Genomic DNA, 12,682 nt, shown 5'->3' on the forward strand with positions numbered 1-12,682 from the left:
GCAGTCCCTTTTTTGGGGCCGTTTAGCGGCCCGGCGCAAGCAAGCTACCTCGCCCCTTCTGCGTATTCACTGTTTCGCTCCTCATACGCCTTCGCTCCCAATAGTGGCCTTTCATCTAACTGTCACATTGCAGACATAGAGTGTTCACACGGCCTCCCGATACTTGGCCCCGATCCAACTATCCCTATCTGCTAGGAGCAAGGCATGAAACTGAAACGTTTGATGGCGGCAATGACTTTTGTCGCTGCTGGCGTTGCGACCGCCAACGCGGTGGCCGCTGGTGTTGACCCGGCAATTCCGGCTTACGTTAAGACCACTGGTGTGTCGGGCAACTTGTCCAGCGTCGGTTCCGATACCCTGGCTAACCTGATGACCCTGTGGGCTGAGGGTTACAAAAAGGAATACCCGAACGTCAACATCCAGATTCAAGCTGCCGGCTCCGCTACCGCGCCACCCGCGCTGACTGAAGGCACCTCCAACCTGGGCCCGATGAGCCGCAAGATGAAGGACACCGAACTGGCGGCCTTCGAGCAGAAGTACGGCTACAAGCCAACCGCTATCCCGGTCGCCGTGGATGCCCTGGCTGTGTTCGTGCACAAGGACAACCCGATCCAGCACCTGACCATGGAACAAGTCGACGCGATCTTCTCCTCGACACGTTTGTGCGGTGGCAAAGCTGACGTGAAAACCTGGGGTGACCTGGGTGTGACTGGCGACCTGGCCAACAAGCCGGTGCAACTGTTCGGTCGTAACTCGGTATCCGGCACTTACGGCTACTTCAAGGAAGAAGCCCTGTGCAAAGGCGACTACAAGCCAAACGTGAACGAACAACCTGGCTCGGCTTCGGTCGTGCAGTCGATCAGCTCCTCGCTGAACGGCATCGGTTACTCGGGCATCGGCTACAAGACCGCCAGCGTGAAGACTGTGGCCCTGGCCAAGAAAGGCAGCACTGACTTCATCGAAGACACCGAAGAAAACGCCCTGAACGGCAAGTACCCGCTGTCGCGCTTCCTCTACGTGTACGTCAACAAAGCCCCGAACAAGCCTCTGGCCCCGCTGGAAGCCGAGTTCGTGAAACTGGTTCTGTCCAAACAGGGCCAGGAAGTTGTGGTGAAAGACGGCTACATCCCCCTGCCAGCCAAAGTCGCCGCCAAGGCCCTGGCTGACCTGGGTCTGAAAGAAGGCAACTGATTGCCTCTGCGGGGCCGGCCTACCGGTCCCGCATCCGAATTTTCTAGTCCGCTGCCAGCTTTGCTTCGCGGCGGATTTGTTGCGTCACTGCACTGTCATCTTTCTGTCATACAGGATCGCTAGGGTGTGCGCATGAATGATCTGGCCAATTCCACCATGACGACGACTTCTCCCCCCAAGCGCATTGATTTCAATACGCCTGAGCTGCAACGCAAGCGCCGCATTCGCGCGCTCAAGGATCGCCTGACCCGTTGGTACGTGCTGGTCGGCGGTCTCGCCGTCCTTGGCGCCATCACCCTGATCTTCTTCTTCCTGGCTTATGTGGTCGCGCCGCTGTTCCAGGGCGCTTCATTGACCAAGGAAGACGCCCTGACCCCGGCCTGGATCCAGGACGCCGGCAAGCCGCTGATGATCTCCCTCGAAGAACAGAACCAAGTGGCCATGCGGGTTTCCGACAAGGGCCAGGCGCTGTTCTTTAACGTCGAGACCGGTGCTGAACTCAAGCGTGTAGACCTGCCACTGCCAGCGGGCACCCGCGTTGTCTCGATCGGTGAAGACCAGCCCGGTAGCCCGCTGGTGATCCTCGGTCTGTCCAATGGCCAGACCCTGGTATTCCGCCACACCTATAAGGTGTCCTACCCGGACGGCAAGAAAACCATTACTCCCGCGATCGAATACCCTTACGGCGAAACGCCGATCGTGCTGGACGACGCCGGTCGGCCACTGGAGCATGTGGCCCTCAACGCCACGGATTCTTCCCTGGTCATTGCAGGTTCCGCCGGTTCGTACTTGAACGTGCTGTCCCTGAGCCGCGAAGAAAACATGATGACCGGCGAAGTCACCAGCGAGCAGAAGCGTATCGAGCTGCCGCAGATGACCGAGCCAGTGAAGGCGATTTTCATCGACCCACGCCAGCAATGGTTGTATGTGATCAACGGCCGTGCCCTTGCCGATGTGTTCAGCCTGCGCGACAAGAGTCTCAATGGTCGCTACAAACTGCTGGAAGACGGCAATGCCGAGGTCACCGCCAGCACGCAGCTGGTGGGCGGTATCTCGCTGATCATCGGTAACTCCAAGGGCGGCCTGGCCCAATGGTTCATGGCCCGCGACCCGGATGGCGAGCAGCGCTTCAAGCAGATCCGCACCTTCCAGATGGGCACCACGCCTATCGTGGAGATCTCCGCCGAAGAGCGCCGCAAAGGCTTCACCGCCCTCGACGCTTCCGGCAAATTCGGCGTGTTCCACAGCACCGCCCACCGCACCCTGCTGGTGGACCCGGTGGTCGACGGCCAGGGCGTGTACGGCATGTCGCCACGGGCTAACCGTGTGATCGTCGAAGCCGGCGGCAAGCTGCAACCGTTGATGCTCGACAACCCGCACCCGGAAGTGTCCTGGAGTGCGTTGTGGAGCAAGGTCTGGTACGAAAACTACGACGAGCCCAAGTACGTCTGGCAATCGACCGCCGCCAATACCGACTTCGAACCCAAGATGAGCCTGGCCCCGCTGACCTTCGGCACCTTGAAGGCCGCGTTCTACGCCATGCTGCTGGCCGCGCCACTGGCCGTTGCCGCAGCGATCTACACCGCCTACTTCATGGCCCCGAGCCTGCGCCGCAAGGTCAAGCCGGTGATCGAATTGATGGAAGCCATGCCGACGGTGATCCTCGGCTTCTTCGCCGGCCTGTTCCTGGCGCCGTATGTGGAAGGGCATCTACCGGGCATTTTCAGTCTGTTGATGCTGTTGCCGATTGGCATCCTGGTGGCTGGCTTCATCTTCAGTCGCCTGCCTGAGTCCATCCGCCTGCGGGTTCCCGATGGCTGGGAAAGCGCGATCCTGATCCCGGTGATTCTGTTTGTGGGCTGGCTCTCGCTGTACATGAGCCCGTACCTGGAAACCTGGTTCTTCGGCGGCGACATGCGCATGTGGATCTCCCACGACCTGGGCATCACCTACGACCAGCGCAACGCCCTGGTCGTCGGCCTGGCCATGGGGTTCGCGGTGATCCCGAACATCTACTCCATCGCCGAAGACGCCGTGTTCAGCGTACCGCGCGGCCTGACCCTGGGCTCCCTGGCGCTGGGTGCCACGCCGTGGCAGACCATGACCCGCGTGGTCATTCTCACCGCCAGCCCGGGCATCTTCTCGGCGTTGATGATCGGCATGGGCCGTGCTGTCGGCGAGACCATGATCGTGTTGATGGCCACCGGTAATACCCCGGTGATGGAGATGAACCTGTTCGAAGGCCTGCGCACGCTCGCCGCCAACGTCGCGGTGGAAATGCCCGAGTCGGAAGTGGGCGGCAGTCACTACCGCGTGCTGTTCCTCTCGGCGCTGGTGCTGCTGTTGTTTACCTTCATCATGAACACCCTCGCCGAGCTGATCCGTCAGCGTCTGCGCAAGAAATACTCGTCGCTTTAAGAAAGGTAGAAGTCTGTGAAACAGAACTCCCTGAATGGATGGTTCAAGAGCGGCGCCCCTGGTGTCTGGATCAGCGGTGGCGCGGTGTCCATCGCGGTCATCATGACCATTGGCTTGCTGGCCGTGATTGCAGTGCGTGGCTTGGGCCACTTCTGGCCAGCTGACCTGATCCAGGCCAACTACAACGTACCGGGCCAGGAAAACCACATCGTCATCGGCGAAGTGGTGCAGAAAGAAGAAGTACCTCGCGAGCGCCTGAAAAGCGCTGGCCTGCCGGTGCCCGATGCGGGCCCGGAGTTCATGACCCGCGAGCTGATCAAGGTTGGCAACCGCGACTTGAACGGCAACGACTTCACCTGGATCGTCGGCGAGTGGCTCAAGGACCAGACCACGCCCGCGAACCTGATGACCATCGAGCGTCGTGAGTGGGGCAACTTCTACGGCACCCTGGTCAACGTCAAGCAGGATGGCAAGGTCATCGCTGAAGGCGACGCCGCGTGGCCGGAGCTGCAGGCACGCGTCGATCGCGTCAACAAGCTCGCCGCCCAGCTCAAGACCCTGGAAAAATCCGACATCGGCGCGATCAACGCCGGGCTGGAGCGCATCCGCCTGCACGGTCGCAAACTGGAGCTGGAAGGCAAGCTCGACGCCGCCGCCCAAGCCGACATGGACGCCGACCGCGCCGAGCTGAATGCCCGCTACCAGGACATCGAGGCGCGCCTGGCCGACCTGCATGCCCAGTTCAACCGCGACTCCCTGACCGCCCGTGACGGCAACGGCAAGGAAGTCGAAATCGGCATCGGCAAAGTGGTGCACGCCTACCAGCCTAACGCCATGGGCACGATGACCAAGATCGGTTTCTACTTCAGCAAGGTCTGGGAATTCCTCAGTGATGACCCACGGGAAGCCAACACCGAAGGCGGGATCTTCCCGGCCATCTTCGGCACCGTGATGATGACCCTGATCATGGCGATGATCGTCACCCCGTTCGGCGTGCTGGCGGCGGTGTACCTGCGTGAATACGCCAAGCAGAACACCCTGACGCGGATCATCCGCATCGCCGTGAACAACCTGGCGGGCGTACCGGCCATCGTCTACGGCGTGTTCGGCCTGGGCTTCTTCGTCTATGTATTGGGTGGCTCGGTTGACCGCCTGTTCTTCGCCGAGGCCCTGCCGGCCCCGACCTTCGGTACTCCGGGCCTGCTGTGGGCCTCGTTGACCCTGGCGCTGTTGGCGGTGCCGGTGGTGATCGTGGCCACGGAAGAAGGCCTGGCGCGGATTCCTCGGACCGTGCGTGAAGGCTCCCTGGCACTCGGCGCGACCAAGGCGGAAACGCTGTGGAAGATCGTGCTGCCGATGGCCAGCCCGGCGATGATGACCGGCATGATCCTCGCCGTAGCCCGCGCGGCCGGTGAAGTGGCGCCGCTGATGCTGGTAGGCGTGGTGAAACTGGCACCGTCGCTGCCGCTGGACGGCAACTACCCGTACCTGCACCTGGACCAGAAAATCATGCACCTGGGCTTCCATATCTATGACGTCGGCTTCCAAAGCCCCAACGTCGAAGCCGCACGGCCGCTGGTGTATGCCACCGCCTTGTTGCTGGTGCTGGTGATCGCCACGCTCAACTTGTCGGCGGTGTGGATTCGTAACCACCTGCGCGAAAAATACAAAGCGTTGGACAGCTAAGCGGGCCGCGCCAGACACAGCATTTGAGTAGGCCGCCACAGGCGGTTCAACACAACGAATTGGTAGCACAGGGAGCATCCCATGCAACACGACACTCATTCCCACGGCATCAACATGTCTGCCCTGGGTCGCGACAAGCAGAGCCTGAGCCTGGCCCAGGAAACGGTGGCCATCGAAGTGCCTGGCCTGAGCCTGTACTACGGTGAAAAGCAGGCGCTGTTCGACGTCAGCATGAACATCCCCAAGCAGCGCGTGACCGCCTTTATCGGCCCGTCGGGCTGCGGCAAGTCGACGCTGCTGCGTACCTTCAACCGCATGAACGACCTGGTGGACGGCTGCCGCGTAGACGGTGCCATCAACCTCTACGGCACCAACATCTACCGCAAGGGCGAAGACGTGGCCGAGCTGCGTCGTCGAGTGGGCATGGTGTTCCAGAAGCCCAACCCGTTCCCCAAGACCATCTACGAAAACGTGGTCTACGGTCTGCGCATCCAGGGTATCAACAAGAAGCGCATCCTCGACGAAGCCGTCGAGTGGGCCCTCAAGGGGGCGGCGCTGTGGGATGAAGTCAAGGACCGCCTGCACGAGTCGGCCCTCGGCCTGTCCGGTGGCCAGCAGCAACGTCTGGTGATCGCACGGACCATCGCCGTGGAGCCGGAAGTGCTGCTGCTCGATGAACCCTGCTCGGCACTCGACCCGATCTCGACGCTGAAAGTCGAAGAGCTGATCTACGAGCTCAAGTCCAAGTTCACCATCGTCATCGTGACCCACAACATGCAGCAGGCGGCGCGGGTTTCCGACTACACCGCGTTCATGTACATGGGCAAGCTGGTGGAATTCGGCGACACCGATACCCTGTTTACCAACCCGGCGAAGAAGCAGACCGAAGACTACATTACGGGCCGGTACGGCTAGCCCCTGCTGCAAGCCGCGCGTTTCCAGCGGCAAGTAAAAGCAGTTTGATCAACGACACACATCAGCTTGCAGCTTGTAGCTTGCGGCTTACAGCTTTTGCGGAGCAAAACCATGATTTCGAAGGAAGGCTTAACCCATCACATCTCCGCGCAGTTCAACGCCGAGCTGGAGGAAGTGCGCAGCCACCTCCTGGCAATGGGCGGGCTGGTGGAGAAGCAAGTCAACGACGCCGTCACCGCGCTGATCGAGGCTGACTCGGGCCTGGCCCAGCAAGTGCGCGAGATCGACGACCAGATCAACCAGATGGAACGCAACATCGACGAAGAATGCCTGCGCATTCTTGCCCGTCGCCAGCCGGCAGCGTCCGACCTGCGTCTGATCATCAGCATTTCCAAGTCGGTGATCGACCTGGAGCGCATCGGTGACGAAGCGACCAAAATCGCCCGTCGCGCCATCCAGTTGTGCGAAGAAGGCGAAGCGCCGCGTGGTTACGTGGAAGTGCGCCACATTGGCGACCAGGTGCGCAACATGGTGCGCGACGCTCTCGACGCGTTTGCGCGCTTCGACGCTGAACTTGCGCTGTCGGTGGCCCAGTACGACAAGATCATCGACCGCGAATACAAAACCGCGCTGCGTGAGCTTGCGACCTACATGATGGAAGACCCACGCTCTATCTCGCGGGTCTTGAGCATTATCTGGGTACTGCGTTCGCTGGAGCGCATCGGCGACCACGCGCGCAATATCTCGGAACTGGTGATTTACCTGGTGCGCGGGACCGACGTACGGCACATGGGCCTCAAGCGCATGAAGGCCGAAGTTGAAGGTTCGGCCGATCTAATCCCTAATGTTCCGGGCGAAACGGACGATAAGTAAGGTTGCCCGAGAAATTAACGCCCGGCCTTTGGCCGGGCGTTTTTGTTTGTGGTTGCTGAATTTATTACACGCCGGGCGAAAGAAAGTCCCGCCGTGACTACAGAGTTTTGGCAAAATGCCATCAGTCAGGCGTTCTGCGTGCCGCGGTTTTTATAGGATATAGGGTCGATGAGTAAAGTCAGTGTGTTGGTGGTGGATGACGCCTCGTTTATCCGCGACTTGGTGAAGAAGTGCCTGCGCAACTACTTCCCAGGCATCAAGATCGAAGATGCGGTGAACGGCAAAAAGGCCCAGGCCATCCTGATGCGCGAGACGTTCGACCTGGTGCTGTGCGACTGGGAAATGCCGGAGATGTCCGGGCTGGAACTGTTGACCTGGTGTCGCGAACAGGCGCATCTCAAAGCCATGCCATTCGTGATGGTGACCAGCCGTGGCGACAAGGAGAACGTGGTCCAGGCGATCCAGGCCGGTGTTTCCGGCTACGTCAGCAAGCCGTTCACCAACGAGCAGTTGCTGAACAAGGTCAAGCAGGCCCTGCACAAGATCGGCCGCCTCGACGCCCTCATCGCCAGCGCGCCAACCAAGATGAACTCGGCTTTCGGCAACGACTCCCTCAGTGCCCTGACCGGCGGCAAGCCCGAAGCCGTGCGTGCAGCGCCGGTTGCCGCCGCACCAGCGCCTAGCAAAGGCTTGCTCAACAGCCCACCGGTGCAAGCTCCCGCTACGGCCGCGCCGGCCGGCGGTCGTGGCCAGGGCCAACTGCGCCTGTCCAGCGGTACCCAGCAGTGTGTGATCAAGGCGCTGAGCATCAAGGAAGCGCTGTTGGTGGTGCGTCGCGGCGAAGTCCTGCCTCAGGTACTGGAAAGCGCCGTGCTCGACCTGGAGCAAGGTGACAACGCCGAAGTGGCACGTCTCAACGGCTACCTGCATGCCATCGTCGCCTTCGAACCCAAGCCTGACAGCGATTGGTTGCAGCTGACCTTCCGGTTTATCGACCAGGACGCGCAGAAGCTCGATTACATCTCCCGCCTGATCGCACGGGGTACGGCGCAGAAGCATTTTGTACCGGGTGCTTGATCTGTAGGGCGAAATCTATCCAGCGTGGGAGCGGCATCCACCGTTGTCATGATCCCTTGCTAGCCTGCCGTTCAATGATCCCGGCAGGCTCACGCCATGACCCTCTGCGCAGTGATGTCGATCCCGGATGAGATCAACCCGCCGGTCGGCGCATTGCCCAATGTTGCATTGGGCAATTGACGATCAATCCAGCAGCAGGACCTTGGCCAATACGATCTTCGGCCCTTTCATCTTCTTGATGATGATCCGCAAACCTTCGACTTCCAGCACTTCTTCCTCTTCCGGCACGCGCTTGAGGGTGTCGTAGATCAGGCCGGCCAGGGTTTCGGCTTCGATGTGGTCCAGGTCCACGCCCAGCAGGCGCTCCACCTTGAACAGCGGGGTGTCGCCACGCACCAGCAGCTTGCCCGGCTGATAGGCCAGGATGCCGCGTTCGGCCTTGCGGTGTTCGTCCTGGATATCACCCACCAGCACTTCCAGCACGTCCTCCATGGTGAGGTAGCCGATGATCTTGCCGTCGGCTTCCTCCACCAGGGCGAAATGCGCGCCGCCCTTGCGGAACTGCTCCAGCAATTGCGACAGCGGCATGTGCCGCGATACACGCTCCAGCGGGCGAGTCAGCTCAGCCAGGTTGAACGACTCGGGAATGTGGTCCAGGGCTGCCAGTTCCAGTAGCAGGTCCTTGATGTGCAACAGGCCCACGAACTCATTGCGCACCGCGTCATACACCGGGTAGCGGCTGAATTTGTGACGACGGAACAGCGCGAGGATTTCCTTGAGCGGGGCATTGAAGTCCAGGGTGACCAGGTCTTCCCGGGAGTTGGCCCAGTCCACTACTTCCAGCTCGCCCATTTCCACGGCGGAAGCCAGTACACGCATGCCTTGGTCGCTGGGGTCCTGGCCACGGCTGGAGTGCAGGATCAGCTTGAGTTCTTCGCGGCTGTAATGATGCTCATGGTGCGGGCCAGGCTCGCCTTGCCCGGCGATGCGCAGGATGGCGTTGGCGCTGGCGTTGAGCAGGTAGATCGCCGGGTACATGGCCCAGTAGAACAGGTACAGCGGGACCGCCGTCCACAGCGACAGCAGCTCGGGCTTGCGAATCGCCCATGACTTGGGCGCCAGCTCACCGACCACGATGTGCAGGTAGGAAATCACGAAAAAGGCGGCAAAGAACGACACGCCCTTGATCACTTCCGGCGACTCGACACCCACGGCGCCCAGCAGCGGCTCGAGGATATGCGCAAAGGCCGGCTCACCGACCCAGCCCAGGCCCAGGGAGGCGAGGGTGATGCCCAGCTGGCAGGCCGACAGGTAGGCGTCGAGCTGGCTGTGCACGGTGCGCAGGATCTGCCCGCGCCAGCCGTTCTTGTGGGCGATGGCCTCGACACGGGTGGCGCGCAGTTTGACCATGGCAAATTCCGCCGCAACGAAGAAACCGTTGAGCAGTACCAGGATCAGTGCAAAAAGAATCATGCCGAAGTCGGCGAAGAGTGTCGCGAAGGTGATACCAGGGGAAGGGTCCATGATGGGGTTTTGCAGGTTCCGTATGTTCAATAAGAGGTGGCAGGTAGGCCTGAAAAGCAGGCGCAAGTCGGCCAATGTAGCGGCTGATCGGGCGCTTGCCTAGTGCCCACTGCCGGGCGGGACTTGAAGAAGCGTGTCGCTGAACCTGTGTGGGAGCTGGCTTACCTGCGATAGCGGAGTGTCAGGCGGTATTTCTATTGGCTGTCCCGACGCTATCGCAGGCGAGCCAGTTCCCACGGTAGATCGTTGTCATTTGAGCTTATTCATCATTGCCAACCCCCCGCGAACGGGTCACCTGAGTCGGCGGAAAATGGCAGGTGAACGTACTGCCATGGCCCAGCACGCTGCTGATTTCCAGGCGCGCACGGTGGCGCAGCAGCACGTGCTTGACGATCGCCAGGCCGAGTCCGGTGCCGCCGGTGTTGGAGTTGCGGCTGGAGTCGACGCGGTAGAACCGCTCGGTCAGGCGCGGCAGGTGCTTGGCGTCGATGCCGATGCCGGAGTCCTGCACGCTCAAGTGTGCGCCCTGTGCGTCGGCCCACCAGCGAATGCGGATATTGCCTTTGTCCTGGGTGTACTTCACGGCGTTGAACACCAGGTTGGAAAACGCACTGCGCAACTCACCTTCGCTGCCTTTGAGCAGGACAGTCGGGTCGGCTTCCAGGGTGATCTGCTGCTCACGTTGGCCGGAAAGGGCCAGGGCGTCGTTCTTGATGGTCTGCAACAGGCCCTGCACCGCCACTGGGTGGTTGTCCGAGGGGTAGTCGGTTGCCTCCAGCTTGGCCAGCAACAGCAGGTCGTTGAGCAGTGTCTGCATGCGTGAACCTTGCTGCTGCATTTGCTGCAGGGCACGGCTCCAGCGCGGGTTGATCTCGTCGACATTGTCCAGCAGCGTCTCCAGGTAGCCGCAGATCACCGTCAGCGGTGTGCGCAACTCATGGGAGACGTTGGCGACGAAGTCTTTGCGCATCTGTTCCAGCTGGTGGATGCGGGTGACGTCGCGTACCAGCATCAGGTGTTCGTTGTTGCCGTAGCGTGTCAGGTACAGCTGGATGCGTACGCGGTCATTGGTGGGCGAGGGGATTTCCAGGGCTTCTTCGTAGCTCTCCTGCTCGAAGTACTCCTTGAAGCGCGGGTGGCGCACCAGGTTGGTCACCGGCTGGCCGCTGTCCTGGGGTGTCTTGAGGCCCAGGAGGGTCTCGGCGGCGCGGTTCCACCATTCCAGGTTGCCGTCGCTGTCGAGCATGATCACCGCATCCTTCAGCGCGGCGGTAGACTCCTGCACCCGGTCGATAACGGCTTGCAGGCGCCCGCGCACCCGCTGGTCGCGGCGCTGCAGGTGGTAGATGCTGTCGAACACCTCGCCCCACAGGCCATAGCCGTCGGGAGGTGCTTCGTCGGGTTTGTGCTGGCGTAGCCATTCATGCAGGCGCAGCAGTTGCTTGAGGGTCCAGCCCAGGTACAAGGCAATGCCGGCTGCCAGGCTCCAGCCGTAATAACCACTGACCAGGCCCACCAACAGGCAGCCGGTGATCAGCAAAAGCATGTGGCGGATCAAGGTGCCATGCCAGTTTTGGTTCAAGGTGCGTCCTTCGGAGCAGTTTCAAGTTTCAAGCTGCAAGCTCCAAGCTAATGCAGTCCCGCTTTGAACTTGCGGCCTGTGGCTAATTGCTTGTAGCTCAACCTTTGGTTGAAAACCTATAGCCGGTGCCGCGCACGGTTTGTACCAGGTTCTCATAGGCATCGCCCAAGGCTTTGCGCAGGCGGCGGATATGCACGTCCACGGTGCGCTCTTCCACGTACACGTTGCCGCCCCACACCTGGTCCAGCAGTTGGCCACGGGTGTAGGCGCGTTCCTGGTGGGTCATGAAGAATTGCAGCAGGCGGTATTCAGTCGGGCCCATCTCGGCCGGCTTGCCGTCAATGGTCACGCGGTGGCTGATCGGGTCCAGCAGCAGGCCGCCGACTTCGATCGGCGCTTCGCCATCGGTCGGGCCAGCACGGCGCAGCACGGCCTTCAGGCGCGCGACCAGCTCGCGTGGGGAAAACGGCTTGGTGATGTAGTCATCGGCACCGACTTCCAGGCCCTGGATCTTGTTGTCCTCTTCGCCCTTGGCGGTGAGCATGATGATCGGGATGTCCCCCGTCAGCTCGTCACGCTTGAGGCGGCGGGCCAGTTCGATGCCGGAGGTGCCGGGCAGCATCCAGTCCAGCAGGATCAGGTCTGGCTTGCGGTCGACGATAATGGCATGGGCCTGCTGGGAGTTCTCCGCCTCCAGGCAGTCGTAGCCGGCCATTTCCAACGCAACGGCGATCATCTCGCGGATGGGCGCTTCGTCGTCAACAATCAGAATGCTCCTGCCAACCATGCTCAAAAATCCTCTTGTCATTTAACTGTCTTGCGCCGCATTAGATAACGGAATTATTGCAGTCGTGTGACAGTAATTTAGTCGCTTGGGCAATTCGTGCCTCTCTGGACTACGCTTTGGGTCCGAATCCTGACAACCGAAAAAGGAAGGTTCCGATGACTTACAGCACGATTTCCTGGAAAGCCCTGCTGGTAACGGCGGCGTTGACGCTGCCGACCCTGGCATTTGCGGCGGAGCCAGCGATGACTAAAGACGGGATGCTGGTCGACCACAAGGGCATGACCCTCTACACCTTCGATAAGGATGCTGACGGCAAGTCAGTGTGCAAGGACCAGTGCGCGACCAATTGGCCGCCGTTGAAGGCGGAGTCCACCGACAAGTCGATGGGCAAGTGGACAGTCATCACCCGCGACGACCAGACCAGCCAGTGGGCCTATGACGGTAAACCTGTCTACACCTACAAGGATGACAAGAAGACCGGTGATATGACGGGTGATGGCAAGGGTGGGGCGTGGCACGTCATCAAGCCCTGATCCTGCGGCGCCGCTGACGCCTTCGCGGGCAACCCCGCTCTCACAGGGGAAGGCATTCCAAATGTGGGAGCGGCGGTGCGACGATTCGACTTGCCC

The 12,682-nt window shown here is 60.9% G+C and carries 10 protein-coding genes; 7 read left to right on the plus strand and 3 right to left on the minus strand.

Going from position 1 to position 12,682, the window contains the following annotated elements; translation table 11 throughout:
- Positions 1-204 precede the first annotated feature (204 nt).
- From CQ002_RS01045 to CQ002_RS01070, 6 genes are all read left to right on the plus strand, one after another.
- Positions 205-1,191, plus strand: coding sequence for a phosphate ABC transporter substrate-binding protein PstS (locus CQ002_RS01045; protein ID WP_032884460.1), 987 nt, complete (start codon positions 205-207; stop codon positions 1,189-1,191).
- A 384-nt stretch (positions 1,192-1,575) separates the two neighbouring features.
- On the plus strand, positions 1,576-3,609 hold the full coding sequence (locus CQ002_RS01050) for an ABC transporter permease subunit (protein ID WP_174555889.1): 2,034 nt from the start codon (positions 1,576-1,578) through the stop codon (positions 3,607-3,609).
- A 15-nt stretch (positions 3,610-3,624) separates the two neighbouring features.
- Entirely contained in the window at positions 3,625-5,295 is a 1,671-nt protein-coding gene (gene pstA, locus CQ002_RS01055) for a phosphate ABC transporter permease PstA (protein ID WP_034110365.1), read from the plus strand.
- An 81-nt stretch (positions 5,296-5,376) separates the two neighbouring features.
- Positions 5,377-6,210, plus strand: coding sequence for a phosphate ABC transporter ATP-binding protein PstB (gene pstB, locus CQ002_RS01060; protein WP_015886578.1), 834 nt, complete (start codon positions 5,377-5,379; stop codon positions 6,208-6,210).
- Positions 6,211-6,321: 111 nt separating this feature from the next.
- On the plus strand, positions 6,322-7,083 hold the full coding sequence (gene phoU, locus CQ002_RS01065) for a phosphate signaling complex protein PhoU (RefSeq protein WP_025856390.1): 762 nt from the start codon (positions 6,322-6,324) through the stop codon (positions 7,081-7,083).
- 168 nt (positions 7,084-7,251) lie between these two features.
- A complete protein-coding gene (locus tag CQ002_RS01070; protein ID WP_034110355.1) occupies positions 7,252-8,160 on the plus strand; it encodes a response regulator in 909 nt (302 codons plus the stop codon).
- A 183-nt stretch (positions 8,161-8,343) separates the two neighbouring features.
- Here CQ002_RS01070 and CQ002_RS01075 read toward each other — a convergent pair whose 3' ends face one another.
- The 3 genes from CQ002_RS01075 to phoB all read right to left on the minus strand — a co-directional run bounded on the left by CQ002_RS01075 (position 8,344) and on the right by phoB (position 12,053).
- The gene (locus tag CQ002_RS01075) at positions 8,344-9,684 is read right to left on the minus strand and encodes a hemolysin family protein (RefSeq protein WP_034110347.1); all 1,341 of its coding nucleotides are present in this window, start codon (positions 9,682-9,684) and stop codon (positions 8,344-8,346) included.
- A 259-nt stretch (positions 9,685-9,943) separates the two neighbouring features.
- Positions 9,944-11,230, minus strand: a complete 1,287-nt coding sequence (gene phoR, locus CQ002_RS01080) for a phosphate regulon sensor histidine kinase PhoR (protein WP_234010497.1) — start codon at positions 11,228-11,230, stop codon at positions 9,944-9,946.
- A 133-nt stretch (positions 11,231-11,363) separates the two neighbouring features.
- Positions 11,364-12,053 carry a phosphate regulon transcriptional regulator PhoB gene (gene phoB / locus CQ002_RS01085; RefSeq protein WP_003176964.1) on the minus strand — a complete coding sequence of 230 codons (690 nt, stop codon included), beginning with the start codon at positions 12,051-12,053 and terminating at the stop codon, positions 11,364-11,366.
- Positions 12,054-12,208: 155 nt separating this feature from the next.
- Between phoB and CQ002_RS01090 the strand changes: the two genes are divergently transcribed.
- Positions 12,209-12,586 (plus strand): hypothetical protein, encoded by a 378-nt coding sequence (locus CQ002_RS01090; RefSeq protein ID WP_034110343.1) that lies wholly within the window; start codon positions 12,209-12,211, stop codon positions 12,584-12,586.
- Positions 12,587-12,682 lie beyond the last annotated feature (96 nt).

It is taken from the genome of Pseudomonas sp. MYb13 (genome assembly GCF_002980075.1).
Lineage (GTDB): Bacteria > Pseudomonadota > Gammaproteobacteria > Pseudomonadales > Pseudomonadaceae > Aquipseudomonas > Aquipseudomonas lurida.